General features: G+C 63.2%; 13 protein-coding genes. 9 read left to right on the forward strand and 4 right to left on the reverse strand.

The features are described from left to right. The first annotated feature begins 3 nt into the window (after positions 1–3). Positions 4–498 carry a GNAT family N-acetyltransferase gene (locus tag M5C01_RS27840; RefSeq protein ID WP_152741826.1) on the forward strand — a complete coding sequence of 165 codons (495 nt, stop codon included), beginning with the start codon at positions 4–6 and terminating at the stop codon, positions 496–498. Here the strand turns inward: M5C01_RS27840 and M5C01_RS27845 are convergent. Both M5C01_RS27845 and M5C01_RS27850 read right to left on the reverse strand, forming a co-directional pair. Next, positions 491–802, reverse strand: coding sequence for a hypothetical protein (locus M5C01_RS27845; RefSeq protein ID WP_152741825.1), 312 nt, complete (start codon positions 800–802; stop codon positions 491–493). The two genes, M5C01_RS27840 and M5C01_RS27845, sit on opposite strands and share 8 nt — an antisense overlap. Positions 803–999: 197 nt before the next feature. After that, positions 1000–1590, reverse strand: a complete 591-nt coding sequence (locus M5C01_RS27850) for a tail fiber protein (protein ID WP_152741824.1) — start codon at positions 1588–1590, stop codon at positions 1000–1002. 240 nt (positions 1591–1830) lie between these two features. On the opposite strand from M5C01_RS27850, the gene M5C01_RS27855 reads away from it, so the two are divergent. From M5C01_RS27855 to M5C01_RS27880, 6 genes are all read left to right on the forward strand, one after another. Further along, positions 1831–3417 carry a glycosyltransferase family 39 protein gene (locus M5C01_RS27855; protein ID WP_152741823.1) on the forward strand — a complete coding sequence of 529 codons (1587 nt, stop codon included), beginning with the start codon at positions 1831–1833 and terminating at the stop codon, positions 3415–3417. A 166-nt stretch (positions 3418–3583) separates the two neighbouring features. Next, the gene (locus M5C01_RS27860) at positions 3584–4429 is read left to right on the forward strand and encodes a sulfotransferase (RefSeq protein ID WP_177104187.1); all 846 of its coding nucleotides are present in this window, start codon (positions 3584–3586) and stop codon (positions 4427–4429) included. 121 nt (positions 4430–4550) lie between these two features. Next, on the forward strand, positions 4551–10541 hold the full coding sequence (locus M5C01_RS27865) for an Ig-like domain-containing protein (protein WP_248764419.1): 5991 nt from the start codon (positions 4551–4553) through the stop codon (positions 10539–10541). A gap of 94 nt (positions 10542–10635) precedes the next feature. After that, positions 10636–12132 (forward strand): TolC family protein, encoded by a 1497-nt coding sequence (locus tag M5C01_RS27870; protein ID WP_152741820.1) that lies wholly within the window; start codon positions 10636–10638, stop codon positions 12130–12132. Between the two features lie 91 nt (positions 12133–12223). Then, on the forward strand, positions 12224–13012 hold the full coding sequence (locus M5C01_RS27875; protein ID WP_152741819.1) for an aspartyl/asparaginyl beta-hydroxylase domain-containing protein: 789 nt from the start codon (positions 12224–12226) through the stop codon (positions 13010–13012). Continuing rightward, the gene (locus tag M5C01_RS27880) at positions 13000–13989 is read left to right on the forward strand and encodes a sulfotransferase family protein (protein ID WP_248764420.1); all 990 of its coding nucleotides are present in this window, start codon (positions 13000–13002) and stop codon (positions 13987–13989) included. Before M5C01_RS27875 ends, M5C01_RS27880 begins: the two co-directional genes overlap by 13 nt. Before the next feature lie 6 nt (positions 13990–13995). On the opposite strand, the gene M5C01_RS27885 is transcribed toward M5C01_RS27880, so the two are convergent. Together M5C01_RS27885 and M5C01_RS27890 are read right to left on the reverse strand one after the other, a co-directional pair. Further along, positions 13996–14763, reverse strand: coding sequence for a slipin family protein (locus M5C01_RS27885; RefSeq protein WP_103496037.1), 768 nt, complete (start codon positions 14761–14763; stop codon positions 13996–13998). A gap of 2 nt (positions 14764–14765) precedes the next feature. Continuing rightward, positions 14766–15347 (reverse strand): NfeD family protein, encoded by a 582-nt coding sequence (locus M5C01_RS27890; RefSeq protein ID WP_247263348.1) that lies wholly within the window; start codon positions 15345–15347, stop codon positions 14766–14768. Between the two features lie 372 nt (positions 15348–15719). On the opposite strand from M5C01_RS27890, the gene M5C01_RS27895 reads away from it, so the two are divergent. Further along, positions 15720–16181, forward strand: coding sequence for a YbaK/EbsC family protein (locus M5C01_RS27895; protein ID WP_152741817.1), 462 nt, complete (start codon positions 15720–15722; stop codon positions 16179–16181). A gap of 109 nt (positions 16182–16290) precedes the next feature. Beyond that, complete coding sequence (locus tag M5C01_RS27900) at positions 16291–16536, forward strand: DUF2789 domain-containing protein (RefSeq protein ID WP_152741816.1); 246 nt, start codon at positions 16291–16293, stop codon at positions 16534–16536. Positions 16537–16804: the final 268 nt, after the last annotated feature.

The following is a 16804-nucleotide window of genomic DNA, read 5'->3' on the forward strand; positions in this document are numbered from 1 at the left end:
CCGATGTTGAACAATGCGTCTGCCGCCGGTTTGTCCATGCGGCCCTCACGGCCTACCGACGGGCCTTTTCTGCAGAGTCTCTATAAGTCGGCCCGGCCCGAGTTGCAGTGGATCGACGCCGATCCCGAGGTGGTCGAACAGGTGGTCGCCCAGCAATTCCAGGTGCAGGAGCATGGGATCGGCGAGCACTTCCCCGATGCGATGCACTACGTGGTGGAAAAGCTCGACATCCCCATCGGCGTGCTCAGCGCCGACTTCGGCCCCAACGAAATCCGCGTGCTGTACCTGGCGTTTATCCCGGCGGCCCGTGGCAAGGGGTTTGGTCGTAGCGTGCTGCAAGGGGTGCAGAAGGCCGCCGAGCAGGTGCGCTGCCCGGTGGCGACGGTGGTCTGGGCGAGTAATCCCCAGGCGCGCCAGCATTACCTGGCGCTGGGGTTTCGGGTCGAAGAGAGCTCGCCAGGGGCTGAGCGCTTGATCTGGTACCCGGGGTTCAGTTGAAAGCGATATTGAAATAACCCAGGGCCGGATCACGGCCCAGGGGCGGCTCGCGGGACACGAAGACGGCGTCTACGCGGCCCAACTGCGGTAACTCCAGGGCGCACAGGCCGTCGACGAACTCCGTCGGTCCCAGGCTGCGCAACACCACGTTGAAGGGAATCCGGCTGCTCTCCGGCAGGCGCGATTGCGGGCGCAGCGCGATCGACTCGATCTCGATCGGCAGCAGGCTGCCGTCGGGCAGGTGCAGCGGGCAGTGCTGTTTCATCAGCAACTGGAAGTGTTCACTTGAAACTTGTTGCAGCATCGATATTCTCCGTCATACGCGGCAAGAATCAGGGCATTTGGCTCAACACCGCTCAGTCAAGGCCAAACACGGTCCCTGTAGGAGCAGAGCTTGCTCGCGAAGAGGCCCGTGAGAGCACCAAAAGCTTCGCGGCGTACGGCGACCTGACAGGCCCGGCTCCTACAGGTTTCGCGGCGCGTTCAAGCGCAGGTTCCTGATCAGTTACGGGAAGGGAACAGCCCTTGCAGGGCGATGCTGAAGTTCACCACCAGATACGGATTCATCGTTCCCACGGGCACGCCGCTGCCGGGTATGGCCAGGGTTCCGCCAATGGTGGTGGTGGCGCCTTTCAGGGCGACCGGCGAGGTGCCTTGCGCGTCGGAGTAGATCGCGGCCGAGGGCGGCCCGCCAGGGACGGATGCACCGATATAGGCATTGGTGGTGGTCGGTGCGGTGACCGGATTGCTGGCGACGCTCGCCAGGTTGATGGTGGTGCTGACGGTCAGGCCGGTGGTGGGGATCGCTTGCGGCGGCAGGTTGCTGCCCAGGATGGAGACGTGTTCGGTGCCGCTGGCTTCACCCATCACCCGGGTCGTCAGGCCCGGTCCGGTGCCCTGGGCAATGGGCAGGCGGCTTTGCAGGTTGGGCAGGCCGAAGCTCTGCTGGCCATTGCCACCGTAGGTCGTTCCCAACAAGGCGAACAACGCATTGTACTGCTGGATATTGAGCAACTGGCCGTTGCAGAGCGCCCAACCGTTAGGGGCGAAGTTGAAGCCGAACATCTGGATACTGCCGAGAAATACGTCCATAGATCCTTATCCTTCAGCTGTGTTAAGTGAAGTGCCTTGCCCGTTGGACGGGCTGCGTAGGCCGCCGGTCCGGGTCTGCTGTGCACCGTCTTGAAGCGTAGACGCTGTCCTGGCCAGCGCCGGGTTTTTTGCATGCTCAAGGTCGTGATGGGAACAGTCAGGCAAGGCGGTATCGTTCTAGCCTACAATCACCGCGTCATACCCCCAGCGGGTGCAGTTGTCGATTTCTAGAGGATGGTGATGGGCGTTCCGAGCAATGATGAAGTAGCAAAACGACTTTACGGTCAGCCTGTCACGCATCCGCAATCCCTTGTCCAGTTGCTTCGCGAACCCTGGCTGATAGCCCTCCTGCTATTGGCCGTGGCGTTACGTCTTTATGAACTGACGGCCTCGGCGATCTGGGGCGACGAAGGCTCCAGCCTGCTGCTGGCCCAGTTCCCGCTGGCCGGCATCTGGTCCCATGCGTCCCACGATGTCCATCCGCCGCTGTATTTCATGCTGCTGCATGTCTGGATCGGCCTGTTCGGCGACTCGATCCTGTCGATCCGCATGATGAGTGCGGTGCCCGGGGTGATCACGGTGCTGCTCGGTACCTGGCTGGCGCACCTGGTCGCCAACCGGCGGGTCACGATGCTGACCTGCCTGCTGCTGACCCTGCTGCCCACGGCCGTACGCTACAGCCAGGAAATACGCATGTATTCGCTGATGGGCGTGTGGCTGCTGGGGGCCACCATTGCCCTGGTGTATTGGGTTCGTGAGCCCGCGCGCCAGCGTTATCTGGTGATCTATGCGCTGCTGATGGCGGCCTCCTTCTATACCCACTACTTTTCGGCGTTGTGTGTGTTGTCGCACTGGCTCTATCTGCTGGTGATCCGCCCGCAGCCCGGCAGTGCACACCGTCACATCGCGCGCCGCGAGTGGTGGTTGGCCAATGTGGCGATCGTGCTGTTGTTCCTGCCCTGGCTGCCGGGGCTGATCGACCTGGTGCGGCATATGGAGGAGTTGAAGGTCGGTGGCGATGTCGGCTGGGAGCCGCCGGTCACCTTGCGCTCGCTGCCGTCGATGCTCTGGCAACTGATGGCCCAGGACGACGGCGAAGGCATGCCGCTGTGGCTGTTCGTCACCTTGCCGGGCGTGATGGCGGCCGTGATGACATTCCTTGTCTGGAGTGATCGCAGCCGCTACCGCTTCGACACGCTGCTGGTGATCTACAGCGCCCTGCCATTGCTGCTGGTGTTCGCCATTTCGTTTGCCTCGCCGGTGTTTATCGAGCGTTACCTGACCGTGCCGGCGCTCGGCCTGCCGATTATCCTGGCCCTGGCCATCGACCGCCTGGCGCGGCGCTTCAAGGTCCTGGCCGTGTTGCTGCTGCTGGCGGTCCTGGCGGTGGAGGGCGTGGGCCTGAAGAACAACTACACCGTCGACGCCGGCGATCAGTTCAACAATATGGTCGAGTACATGAACCAGCACAGCGTCGCCGGCGACCAGGTGGTGCTGGGCGATATGTTCTGGCTGCTCACCTGGGGCTACTACGACAAGAGCGCCACCGCGCCGCGGCTGTACACGCCGCCCACTGCCAAGGGTGTACCGACCCGGCCCAATAACTATGGTTTCGGTACGCTGATCGATGAAAACGCCGGCGTCTACCTCGATCATCTGGACGACCTGCCCCAGGGCAATGGTCGGGTCTGGTTGGTGATGAGCCGGGTGGCACCGGATGAGTTCCCGTTTATTCCGGACAATTGGCGAAAAATTGACCAGCATGCCGGAGGCGACACCCAAGCGGTTTTATATGAGGTCTGTCATCCTTCGTGCAGTGATGACTAACCGCTATAGGCTTGACTTAGAGCTGCCAAGTCGTTTTTAAGGCCATAAGTTTCTCTGTCTATGGTTCTTTTAGACTTAAAACGCTGATGGTTGATATCAAAATACTACTAGTGTGAATTATTCCCTTTAAGCTACGCTTTGTCCTACAAATGGACTTCCGTTTAGGGTGAAGGGATTGCGTAGTTTTCACTTTATCTCCGGTTTACCGCGCTCAGGGTCAACCCTGCTGTCCGCCATTCTTCTCCAGAATCCCCGCTTTCATGCCGGCATGAGCAGCCCGGTCGGCACCCTGTTCAACAGCGTGCTCGAGCAGTGCAGCGCCGGCAGCGAGTTCGGCGCGGTGATCGACACCGATATGCGCCGCCGCTTGTTGCGCGGGCTGTTCGAATCCTATTACGCCGACAAAACCGGGCAATCGGTGGTCTTCGATACCAATCGCCAGTGGACCGCGCGCCTGCCCGCGCTGATGGACCTGTTCCCCCAGTCCAAGGTCATCGCCTGCGTGCGCAATGTCGCCTGGGTCATGGACAGCCTCGAGCGGCTGTACCGTGCCAACCCTTTCGAGAACACCAAGCTGTTCAACGACGAGATCGAGCGCAACACGGTCTATAGCCGTTGCGAAACCCTGGCCCAGCGCAATCGCCTGGTGGGGTTCTCCTGGACCGCGCTCAAGGAAGCCTATTACGGCGAGCACGCCGACTCCGTGCTGCTGGTCGACTACGACCTGTTGTCCCAGGCGCCGGAGCGGGTATTGCGGTTGGTCTACGACTTTATCGGTGAACCTTGGTTCGAGCACGATTTCGACCATCTGGTGTATGACGCCCCGGCATTCGACCAGGCCCTCGGGGTTGCCGGCCTGCATAAGGTCAAGCCCAAGGTGGCGATGGAGCCACGGCGTACGATTCTGCCGCCGGACCTGTTCGAAAAATATGCGACGCTGTCGTTCTGGAACGATGGTTCAGCCAGCGCCGCCAATGTTATTCGCATGAAAACCAATGCCGCGGTCAGTTGATCGCGGTTTTTTATTCCAACAAAAAAATCCTTTGGGCGTGTGAGCGCTCGAGTGCAGGTGAAGCATGTGGTGGAGCAAACAGAAATCGCGGGCTGAAGGCGTGAGAACCCTGGTTTCACCCATGATCATTCCGCTCGAGCCGCGCATGCTGTTCGACGGTGCCGTGGCCGCCACCGTGGCCGAAGCCGCGCAGCCGGCCAGCCACGCCACCACCGATGCGGCGAAGGCCCCGGCCACCGATCACGCGACCGCGCCCGCCGATGCCCACCCGCAATCCGATGCCACACCGACCCCGGCGCCAGCCGCTGTACCGGGCCAGTCGGTGGTTTTCGTCGACTCGCGGGTGCAGGATTTCGACAGCCTGCTCAAGGGCGTCGCCCCTGGCACCCAGGTGGTGGTGTTGCAGGCCGGCAAGGACGGCCTGCAACAGATCGCTGATTACCTGGACACCCATCAGGGTGTGAGCACCGTGGAAATCATCGCCCACGGCAACTCGGGCGACCTGTGGCTGGGCAGCACCTACCTTTCGTCGACCAACGTCGCGGCGCGGGCCGACGTATTGGCGCGCATCGGCAATGACATGAATGTCGGCGGCGATATCCTGATCTACGCCTGTAATACCGCCGAGGGTGCCACCGGCCTGGGCTTTGTCGACTCCCTGGCGCAATACACCGGGCGCGATATCGCCGCGTCCAACGACCGTACCGGCCTGGGCGGCGACTGGACCCTGGAAATTTCCACCGGGGTCATCGAAAGCCACAACGTGCTCTCGGCCGACGCCATGGCCGCGTACCAGTACGCCCTGTCGACCATTACCGTGACCAGCAACGCTGACAGTGGCGTCGGTTCACTGCGTTCGGCCCTGAGCAGTGCGGTGGCGGGCGATATCATTACCTTCAACGCCAGCATGACGGTCAACCTGAATTCGCAACTGGTCATCAGCAAGAACCTCACCATCGAAGGCGACCTGGACCACAACGGCACACCCGATGTGATCCTCAGCGGGCAATACAAGACCCAGGTGCTCATGGTCAATTCCGGGATCACCGCGACCCTGGACGGGCTGGTCATTACCCAGGGGTTGGCGGTGGGCAATGGCGCGGCGGCCGGGGTCGACGGCACCGCGGCGATGGGCGGCGGTATTGTCAACGCCGGTAACCTGACCCTGAACAATGTCACGGTGACCAGCAACGCGGCCTCGGGCGGCGGCGGCGGCGGCGGGGTCACGGCGCCCTACGTCGGCGGCGCGGTTGGTGGCGGCGGCGGCGGCGGTGGTGCTCTTGGCGGACAAAATGGTGGTCATGGTGGTAGCTCGGGCTTCGGTACGGGGGTCTATGGCGGTACCTCCGGCACCGCCAACCATGGCGGTACCGGCGGCGGCTACAACCCCAGCTACATGGGTGGCAAGGGGGGGAGCAGCACCGGCGGCGCGGGCGGTATAGGCGCCGCCAACTACAGTAACGGTGGGGCCGGCGGCACGGCGAACAACGGCACCATCTCGATTGGCGGCGGCGGTGGTGGCTCCGGTTGGGACAAGCCTGGCCGGGCCGGCGCATCGGCCAGCGGCGGTATCTACAACGCCAGCACCGGTACCCTGACCATCGTCGGTACTTCGGTGATTTCCGGCAACATCGCGGCTGGCGGCGGTGGTGGCGGCGGCGGTGGCCTGGGCGGCTCCGCCGACTCCGGTGGCGCGGCCGGCAAAGGCGTCGGCGCGATCTGGAACAAAGGCACGTTGTTGATGACCGCCGCCAACTTCGCGGCGATGACCGGCAACGTCGGTGGCAGCGGCTCCGGTGGTCCGGCGCTGGGCGGTGGCGGTACCGGCGCCAGCGTGGCGGCGGTGAACAATATCTTCAACGACGGCGGTACGCTCAACACCGCCTATGCGCCGGCGCCGACCGCGACCATCGTGGTGACCAACACCGCGCAGCATATCGGCAGTACCTCGCTGGTGACCATTGCCTTCAACCAGGCAGTGACCGGCTTTACCAGCGCCGACCTGACAATTAGCAACGGTATCCTGGGCACCCTGAATACCAGCGACAACATCACCTACACCGCGACCTTTACACCGAACTCGAGCGTGACCAGCGCCACCAACCATATTGTCCTCGACAATACCGGCGTCACCTCCACGTCGACGGGTACACCGGGAACCGGCACCACCTCGTCCAACAACTATGCCATCGATACCGTGCGTCCGACCGCGACCGTCTCGGTGGTCGCGCCTACGCTGAGCACCACGGTCAACTCGACGGTGAACATTACCTTCAGCGAAGCGGTGAGCGGTTTCAGCCTGGCCGACATGACGGCGTCCAATGGCACCCTGAGCAACCTGACTACCAGCGACAATATCCACTGGACCGCGACCCTGACGCCGAGCGCCAGCAACAACAGCAGCGGCAACGTCATCACCCTGGACAACACCCTCTATACCGATACCGCGACCAACGCCGGTACCGGTACGACCACCTCCAACACCTACGTCGTCGACACCGTGCGACCAACCGCGACCATCGTGGTGTCAGACACGGCGCTGAACGTCAACGGTAACACCTCCCTGGTGACCATCACCTTCAGCGAGGCGGTCACTGGGCTCACGGCCGGCGCTTTCACGGTCGCCGACGGTGCCCTGAGCAACTTGAGCAGCAGTGACGGTGGCACCACCTGGACCGCAACCCTGACGGCAACCCCCGGGGTCACCCATACCGGCGATGTCATTGCCCTGAACAACACCGCGGTCAGTGATGGCGCGGGCAACGCCGGCAGTGGTACCACCAACTCCAACACCTATGCCGTCGATACCCTGCGGCCGAACGCCACCGTCGTGTTCGCCAACACCAACCTGGGCATCGGCCAGACTTCGCTGGTGACCATCACCTTCAGCGAAGCCGTGACCGGTTTCACCAACGCCGACCTGGCGGTGTCCAATGGCACCCTGAGCGCGGTGCAGACCAGTGACGGCGGCGTCACCTGGACCGCGACCTTCACCCCGACGGCGGCGATTGTCAGTGCGAGCAACCACATCACCCTGGACAACACCGGGGTCCAGGACATGGCGGGCAACGCCGGCAGCGGCAGCACCACGTCGAACAACGTGGCCATCGACGGCGTACGCCCCACCGCGACCATCGTGGTGGCGGACAACGCCCTGAAGATCGGCGATACCTCGTTGGTGACCATCACCTTCAGCGAAGCCGTGGTCGGTTTCACCAACGCCGACCTGACCATCGCCAACGGCACCCTGAGCGCGGTGCAGACCAGTGACGGCGGCGTCACCTGGACCGCGACCTTCACCCCGTCGGCGAGCACCACCGCCGCCACCAACCTCATTACCCTGGACAATACCGGCTACACCGACACCAGCGGCAACGCCGGGACCGGTAGCACCAACTCCAACAACTACGCCATCGACACCCAGCGGCCGACCGCGACCATCGTGGTGTCCGACACGGCGCTGAACATCGCCGGTAACACGTCCCTGGTGACCATTACCTTCAGCGAGGCGGTCACCGGGCTCACCGCCGGCGCCTTCACGGTCGCCGACGGTGCCCTGAGCGGCTTGAGCAGCAGCGACGGCGGTATCACCTGGACCGCGACCCTGACCGCGACCGGCGGGGTCTCCCATACCGGCGATATGATCACCCTGAACAACACGGTTTTCAGTGACGTTGCGGGCAACGCCGGCAGCGGCACCACCAACTCCAACGCCTATGCTGTTGACACCCTGCGGCCGACCGCCAGCATCGTGTTCGCCAACACCAACCTGGGGATCGGCCAGACCTCGCTGGTGACCATCACCTTCAGCGAAGCCGTGACCGGGTTCACCAACGCCGACCTGACGGTGTCCAATGGCACCCTGAGTGCGGTGAGCACTAGCGACGGTGGCACCACCTGGACCGCGACCTTTACCCCAGCGGCGGGTATCGCCAGCCCGAGCAACCACATCACTCTGGACAACACCGGGGTCCAGGATACGGCGGGTAACGCCGGCAGCGGCATCACCACGTCCAACGACATGGCCATCGACACCCAGCGCCCGACCGCCACTGTCGTCGTGTCGAACGATCACCTGGGTATCGGTGGCACCTCCACGGTGACCATTACCTTCAGCGAGGCGGTGAGCGGTATGACCCTGGCCGACCTGACGACCGACAACGGCACCCTCAGCGGCTTGAGTACCAGCGACAACATCACCTATACCGCGACCCTGACGCCAGTGGCGGGCATCACTCAGAACAACAATCACATCGTCCTGGACAACAGCACGGTGATCGACGGTGCCGGCAACAGCGGTAGCGGGACCACCAGCTCGAACGCCTACGACATCGACAGCGTGCGCCCGACGGCAACCATCGTGGTTGCCAGCCCGACCCTGGCGGCCGGGCAGAGTTCATTGGTGACCATCACCTTCAGCGAGGCGGTGACCGGCTTCGACAACAGCGACCTGAGCGTGCCCAACGGTATCCTGACGGCAGTCAGTACCAGCGACGGAGGCATCACCTGGACAGCGACCTTCACCCCGACCGACGGCGTTCACGACACCGCCAACGTCATCAGCCTGAACAACAGCGGCGTGCAGGATGGGGCGGGCAACGCCGGCACCGGCATCACCAACTCGGGCAACTTCACCATCGACACCGTACGCCCGACCGCGACCATCGTGGTGGCGGATAACGCCCTGAAGATCGGAGAAACCTCGCTGGTGACCATCACCTTCAGCGAAGCCGTGACCGGCTTCAGCAACGCCGACCTGACGATTATCGATGGCGGCACCCTGAGCGCGGTGCAGAGCAGCGACGGCGGCATCACCTGGACGGCGACCTTCACCCCGACCAGCAACATCACCAACAGCAGCAACGTGATCACCCTGGACAACAGTGGCGTACAGGATGCGGCGGGCAACGACGGCAGCGGCAGCACCAACTCCAATACCTACAGCATCGACACCCAGCGTCCGACCGCGACCATCTCCGTGGCGAACAACAACCTGGGTATCGGCCAGACCACCACGGTGACCATCGCCTTCAGCGAAGTGGTGACCGGCTTCAACCTGTCCGAGCTCAGTGTCCCCAACGGCACCCTGTCCAACCTGGCCAGCGCCGATGGCGGCAAGACCTGGACCGCGACCCTGACCCCGACGGCGGCCGTCACCGATGCCACCAACCTGATCGTGCTGGACACCAGCCTGGTCAACGATACCGCGGGCAATGCCGGGTCCGGCATCGCAATTTCCAACAACTACGCCGTCGATGCCACCCGGCCGACCGCGACCATCAGCGTCGCCAACCCGAACCTGACCGCCGGCCAGACCACCGTGGTGACCTTCACCTTCAGCGAGAAAGTCAGCAACTTCGACCTTTCGGAGTTGAGCGTGGCCAACGGCGTGCTGTCCAACCTGGCCAGCGCCGACGGTGGCAAGACCTGGACCGCGACCCTGACCCCGACGGCGAACGTCACCGACCCGAGCAACTTCATCACCCTGGATAACAGCCTGGTCACGGACCTGGCCGGCAACGCCGGGACCGGCTTCGCCAACTCCAACAACTTTGCGGTCAATACGGTCGCGTTGGGCGGCGATCCGCAGTTCCGCGTGGACACGCCCGTGGCGCGGCCGGATGCGCCGAACCAACCGCTGCAGCCACAGATCAGCGTCGCTCCGACCGGCAACCTCGGCTCGCCGCTGGGCTTCCCGCCGTTGTTCGAACAGCGCAGCTCGGGAGATGGCCTGCCACCGCTGGGCAATATCTTTATCAATCCGAACGTGCTGGCGCCGAGCTTTATCGCCCAGGTGTTCAGCAGCGACAGCGGTGCCACGGGCAGTACCAGTGGTTTCCTCGGTTTCGGCGGCGGCGATGGCGGGGTGTTCGGCAGCAGCACCATGTCGAGCATCTTCAATCGTGAGTCGGGCAACAGCGACACCTCGGCCAACCAGGTCTTCGACCGTAATGGCAAGGGCCTGGGCGAGCCGGCACAGGGCGCGCGCGGTATTTTCGGCGCGCCGACCCTGGGGCAGCAATTGCAGAAAATCAAAGACGGCGAGCAGAAACAGCTGCATGAACTAGCCTGGGCATTGGAACAAGTCGGCATCAGCGAAATGTCGGCCTGAGCACTATTGGGAAGCTGCGCCGACGCTGGTCGACGCCTATAAAAAAAGAATGCAGTAGTCAGGGGCGGTGCAAGGGATGAGAAGAGGTCATAAGTTGTTCAGCGTCAGCTTGCTGGCGCTGGTAGTTAGTGGTTGTGCCGTCACCAGCCAGCCGATCGATCGTAGTGTCAGTGAACAACGTGCCAAGAGCGACATGCAGACCATGTTCAAGGATCAGGAGCCGCTGAATGGCCCGCTGACCTTGCACCAGGCCATGGCCCGAGCGGTGAAGTACAACCTTGAAGGCCGCCTCAAGATCATGGAAGAGGCCCTGGCCAAGCGCCAACTCGACCTCGCCAGCTTCGACATGCTGCCACGCATGGCGCTGTCCGCCGGCTATGCCGGGCGCAACAACGTCAGCGCCTCCAGTAGCCAGAACGTCCAGACCGGCGAGCAGTCCCTGGTCCCTTCGACCTCCCAGGACCGCGACCGTCGTGTCGGCGACCTGACCATGGTCTGGAACGTGCTCGACTTCGGCGTGAGTTACATCAACGCCAAGCAACAGGGCGACCAACGGCTGATCGTCCAGGAACGTCGGCGCAAGGTGGTCAACACCATCGTCCAGGACGTGCGGTCGGCCTACTGGCGCGCCGTGGCCGCCGAGCGCCTGCTCAAGCAGATCGACAGCCTGATGGCGCGGGTCGAGCAGGCCCAGGGCAACAGCGAGAAAATGAGCGACCAGCGTATCGGCGACCCGATCCAGGCCCTGGGTTACCAGCGCGCTTTGATCGTCGCCACGCGCCAGTTGGAAGAACAACGCAAGGCGCTGACCCTGGCCAAGACCGAGCTGGCGACCCTGATCAACCTGCCCATGGGCACCGAGCTGACCCTGGCGACCCCGGAAAACTACGAGATTCCGGAACTCAAGGTCGACATGGGCAAGCTGGAGCAGGAAGCCCTGGCCAACCGTCCGGAACTGCGCGAGCAGGACTACCAGACCCGCATCAGCGCCAACGAAACCCGCAAGGCCATGCTGCGCCTGCTGCCGGGCCTGGAATTCTCCGCCGGCGGCCATTACGACAGCAACTCCTTCCTGGTCAACGACAAGTGGGCCGACTACGGCGTCAAGGTCACCTGGAACCTGTTCAACGTGATCTCCGCCCCGGCGGCCATCGACGTCGCCAAGGCCGGTGAAGAAGTCGCCACGGCACGCCGCCAGGCCATGTCCATCGCGGTGCTGGCCCAGCTCTACGTGGCCAATGCCAACTTCAACGAAGCCGTGCGCCAGTTCAAGACCAGCCAGCAACTGTCGAATATTGACGGGCAGATCGCCGGTCAGTTGCGCAACCGCTACAAGGCCGCGGGGCTCGGTGAACTGGACCTGATCCAGGGCGAGCTCAACACCTTGCAGGCCGACCTGCGCCGCGACCTGGCCTATGCCGACCTGCGCAACGCCTATGGGCAGATCTTTGCCAGTGCCGGGCTTGATCCGCTGCCGCCGGAAGTCTCTTCGACCAAGATCCAGGCGATTGCCGGGGCCTTGGCCACCCGTGAATCCGACTGGGCCGCGGGTAAGATCGATGACCCTGTGAGGCCTGCTCAAGCGAAATGACCGACCTGTCCACGGGGTCCATCAGCGCCAGCCGGCGCGAGGCCTGTGTCGAACACTTGCTCGACAGGCTGGGCGCGGGCGGAGTGATTCCTTGAGCCGGCCGGCGTTTTCCCGCCTGCCGGTCGCCGTGGACCTGCCGCTGCTGCGCCAGGCCCTGGCGCAGGTGGGCGACAGCGCCTGGGTAGCGCATTTCAATCGCGATTATTTCACCGGCGAGTGGAGCGGGGTGGCGTTGGTGTCCGCCAACGATGCCCCGGGCGAACTGGCGCCGGGCAAGGGCGAGGCGGTTGCGCGCAAGCCTTGGCTGGAGGACTCGCGCTGGTCCTATGGCTTGCAGGGCCTGCCGTTGGAAATCCGCTCGGCGCGCCTGTTGCGGCTGGGGCCGGGTGGGCGAATTCATGAACACCGTGATTACGACCTCAGTCCTCCGGACGCCGACCGGCGCCTGCATATTCCCCTGCTCAGCCCGCCCGACGTGGAGTTCATGCTCGACGGGCAGTGCATTCCCATGAGGGCCGGCGAGTGCTGGTTTCTCGATCTGGCGCGGCCCCACAGCGTCGACAACTGGGGTGATAGCGAGCGGGTTCATCTGGTGCTCGACTGTCGCCCAAGTGCCTGGCTGGAACAGCAGATCGCCGCGGGCCTGCCGAGTACTCCGGCGCCCGGCCTGGGGCGGGCGGCCATGGCGCTCGAACAATTTCGCCAATGGCTGGAGCGTGACCCGCAGCTGTGCCGTGAGCTGCAAGCGCAAACCGACAGCGAGGCTTTTATCGCCCGGACCCTGGAGCGGGCCGCCGCCCATGGCTTGCACTTCGCCCATGAGGACCTGCGCGCGGCCATGACCCGGGGCCGGCGTTGGAATCCACCATGGACGGTCTGAAGGACTGGTTGCCGATTCGCGTCTGGCGCGAAGACGCCTATTGGCGTGTCGATTGGTGCTGGTTCGGCGAGCGTCGTCTGGATCTGCCGTTCTTTGGCGATTCGGTGGACGCGGCCCTGCAGCTGCCGTTCAACCAGGTCTTTCGGCGTGAGACACCGCTGGCGGTGCTCAGCGAGTGGCAATTGCCGGCGGTGGCGCCGAGCGCCTTTATCTATCACGCCTCGCGCTGTGGTTCGACGCTGATCGGTCAGATGCTCGCGCAGTTGGACAGCCATATCGTGATCAGCGAGCCGCCGCCCCTCGACCGCCTGTTGCGTGATGACCTCGATCCGCAGGGGCGGCGTGCGGCCCTGCAGGGTTTGTTGGCGGCCTATGGTCAGCGACGCAGTGGCGGCGAGCAGGCCCTGGTGATCAAGCTGGACGCCTGGAATATCGGCGAGTTGCCGTTGCTGCGCGAGTGTTTTCCCGAGACGCCCTGGCTGTTCCTGTACCGCGATCCGCTGGAAATAGCCGTGTCCCATGTGCGCCGGGCCGGACTGCATATGGTGCCGGGGATGATTGGTCATAGCGTATTGGACACCCCGGGGCAGGATGACTCGCGGGAGGACTATATCGCGGCGCGCCTCGGGCGGATCCTTCAGAAGGGTTGGGAGCACTGCGTGGCTTTTGGCGGTTTGCCGGTCAACTACAGCGAGTTGCCGGGGGCGCTGGAAGGGCATCTGGGGGAGTTCTTCGGACTCGACGCGGAGCAACGCGACCAGGTGTTTTCCGTGGCCCGACAACACGCCAAGCAGCCAGACCAGGTGTTTGTGCCGGATAGCCAGGACAAGCACCGGGAGGCATCGGAGCGGCTCAAGGAGCGGGTGGCGTTCTGGGCCGAGGGGCCTTATCAGGCATTGGAAACCTTGCGGGCCGAACGCAATCCTCCAGGAACATCCGGCCGTCTCTTGATCGCGCGCAATGGACGTCAACGCTAACGCGCGTCAGGTCTTATCTTTCTGTGACAGATCCGCCATCCCCTTCAACAACTCGATCGGCAGCGGAAACACGATGGTCGAACTCTTGTCCCCGGCAATCGACGACAACGTCTGCATATACCGCAACTGCATGGCCCCCGGCTGGCGCCCGAGCATTTCGGCGGCCTGCATCAATTTTTCGGAGGCCTGCAATTCCCCTTCGGCGTGAATCACCTTGGCCCGCCGTTCCCGCTCGGCCTCGGCCTGCTTGGCGATGGCGCGGATCATCGACTCGTTGAGGTCCACATGCTTGATCTCGACATTGGCCACCTTGATCCCCCAGGCATCGGTCTGGGCATCGAGCACCTGCTGGACATCGGAATTGAGCTTTTCCCGCTCGGCCAGCAGCTCATCCAGTTCGTGCTTACCGAGCACCGCGCGCAATGTGGTCTGCGCCAGCTGGCTGGTGGCGGCGAGAAAATTCTCCACCTGGATAATTGCCTTCTGCGGGTCGAGCACGCGGAAATACAGCACCGCATTGACCTTTACCGAGACGTTGTCGCGGGTGATCACGTCTTGCGGTGGGACATCGTGGACCACGGTGCGCAGGTCCACCCGGACCATCTGCTGCACCAGCGGAATCAAGATGATCAGCCCCGGTCCCTTGACCTGCCAGAAGCGTCCGAGCTGGAACACCACGCCGCGTTCGTATTCACGCAGGATGCGAAAGGTCGATGCCAGCAGCATCAGCAGCAGAAGCGCGAGCAGCGCGCCGGAGCCCAATTGCAGGACCATGATCAATCTCCTCGCCTTGGCGGGTCGTCAACGGCTTTCACTTCCAGGAGCAGGCCCTTGCGTGCGATGACCCGGACCTGTTGGCCGGGATGCAGCGGCGTGGGGCTGAGGACCTGCCAGTTTTCGCCTTGCAGTTGCACCCAACCGGCATAGGCATCGCCGGCTTTCAGGGCGGTCACCGGGGTCAGGCTGCCTTCCAGTCCGGCATCGCCACTGACCACCTGGCGCTGGCGGGCCTTGAGGGCCGCGACGATCAAGCCGACCAGCAGGAGCAGCCCGATCAGCATCAGGGTGAGTTTCAACGGCCGTGCGGTGTTGTCGTCGAACAGCTGTGGGTCGAACAGGACCAATGTGCCCGCCACGACGGCGACCAGGCCACCGAAGCCGATCACGCCGAAGCTGGGCAGGAGCGTCTCGGCGACGATCAGGGCGATACCCAGCAGGATCAGCCCGGAACCGGAGTCGTCGAGGGGCAACACGATCAGGGTCACGACGGAGTCGGCGCCTTCGGCAAGCTGGTGCCCGACGGGCCAGACGATCAGCCACCCGATCAACAACCAACGCCACCAGCAACGACCGCTCACTTGTATTCTCCGCGAGTTCGTTACCCCCATCTAGAAGCTTAGTCGAGTGAGGGCGCCCCGCCGGATAAACGCAGGCTTAGAGCCCCACGGAACCTGTAGGAGCAGGGCTTGCCCGCGAAGCTTTTAGCGATCTCAAGGCCCCTTTCGCGGGTAAGCCCTGCTCCTACAGGTTCCTTGTCGGCTCAAGATTCCGCGTATGGCCGAATTTGTGGACTCGAAGCTTTAGACCCGACTCGACTATCGAGGACCTGTGATAGCGAGAACGGTTACTGACGTTAAGCCGACGCTCCACGGCGAACTGCCTAGACTCTTACTCAAGGAATGCAGCAAACCCATCGCCCTGGGGCATTCGACAGGGCCCGGAGGTGCATCATGCGCATGGCAAAAACCGTGCAGCGCAGCCTGGAACAGGCGCACTGCGAATTCGACCTCGTCGCTCATCCGCATTCGTCCAGCAGCCTGGAAACTGCCCGCCTGGCGGGGATCCCGGCCGAACGCATGGCCAAATCGGTGGTGCTCGACGACCAGCACGGCCACTACCTGATGGCGGTCCTGCCCGCCAGCCAGCACCTGGACCTGAGCAAGGTCCGTGGCGCCAGTACCTGGCAGATCACCCGGGAAAGCACCCTGGCCTATCTGTTCCAGGATTGCGAACGCGGGGCGGTGCCGGCGCTGGGCGAATCCTATGGTTTGAAAATGGTGGTCGATCCGCAACTGACCCGCCAGCACGACATCTACCTGGAGGCCGGCAATCACCACAATCTGGTGCATATGCAGATGGACCAGTACCTGAAGCTGGTGCCCCATGCCGAGGTGTGCGAGGTCTGTCACTAAGACCCGGGCGCTGTCTGTTTTCGACTCACGCGGTGCTTCACAGCGGGAACGCGCTTGCTCGCGAAGCTGTCTGACCAGCATCGCCCTTTTCCTTGTACCGGAGACCTCCATGGAATCGCCTGACCACAGTCTGCCATCCCTGTTCAAGCAATTGGGCCTGCCCGATGACCCGGCCGGCATCGACCGATTCATCGCCACCCATTCGCCACTCAAGCCGGAGCTGCACCTGGCGGACGCGTTTTTCTGGAGCAAGAGCCAGGCGGATTTTCTGCGTACCGAGATCCTGGACGATGCCGACTGGGCGGAAGTGGTGGATCAGTTGGATGTGTTGTTGAGGAAGGGGAGAGGGGTGTAAAAAAAAATGTGGAAAATGCCCTAAATGTAAAAAAATCTGGGGAAGAGTAAAAAAATCTGGGCTTTAATCGCGTTAGTCAGTTTTTTCTGTGGTCGTGTGGCCAGCGAGATTGTCCTAGTGTCGTTCAGTTAAGAACGATCCCAAGTCTGACAAGAAACTGTGGGAGCAGAGCTTGCTCGCGAAGAGGTCCCTGAAACCGCTAAAAGCTTCGCGGGCAAGCTCCGCTCCCACAGTCACTCGTTGTCTTCTGGATCGGCGTCATGCTTGG

This window comes from Pseudomonas sp. MWU12-2319, assembly GCF_023242525.1.
Classification (GTDB): Bacteria; Pseudomonadota; Gammaproteobacteria; order Pseudomonadales; family Pseudomonadaceae; genus Aquipseudomonas; species Aquipseudomonas gingeri_D.

Bases quoted from the DNA above. Each gene is read 5' to 3' on its own strand.
- M5C01_RS27845 (WP_152741825.1), bottom strand. From the start codon at position 802: ATGCTGCAACAAGTTTCAAGTGAACACTTCCAGTTGCTGATGAAACAG.
- M5C01_RS27885 (WP_103496037.1), bottom strand. From the start codon at position 14,763: ATGGTCCTGCAATTGGGCTCCGGCGCGCTGCTCGCGCTTCTGCTGCTG.
- M5C01_RS27895 (WP_152741817.1), top strand. From the start codon at position 15,720: ATGCGCATGGCAAAAACCGTGCAGCGCAGCCTGGAACAGGCGCACTGC.
- M5C01_RS27865 (WP_248764419.1), top strand. From the start codon at position 4,551: ATGATCATTCCGCTCGAGCCGCGCATGCTGTTCGACGGTGCCGTGGCC.
- M5C01_RS27900 (WP_152741816.1), top strand. From the start codon at position 16,291: ATGGAATCGCCTGACCACAGTCTGCCATCCCTGTTCAAGCAATTGGGC.
- M5C01_RS27850 (WP_152741824.1), bottom strand. From the start codon at position 1,590: ATGGACGTATTTCTCGGCAGTATCCAGATGTTCGGCTTCAACTTCGCC.
- M5C01_RS27840 (WP_152741826.1), top strand. From the start codon at position 4: ATGTTGAACAATGCGTCTGCCGCCGGTTTGTCCATGCGGCCCTCACGG.
- M5C01_RS27855 (WP_152741823.1), top strand. From the start codon at position 1,831: ATGGGCGTTCCGAGCAATGATGAAGTAGCAAAACGACTTTACGGTCAG.
- M5C01_RS27880 (WP_248764420.1), top strand. From the start codon at position 13,000: ATGGACGGTCTGAAGGACTGGTTGCCGATTCGCGTCTGGCGCGAAGAC.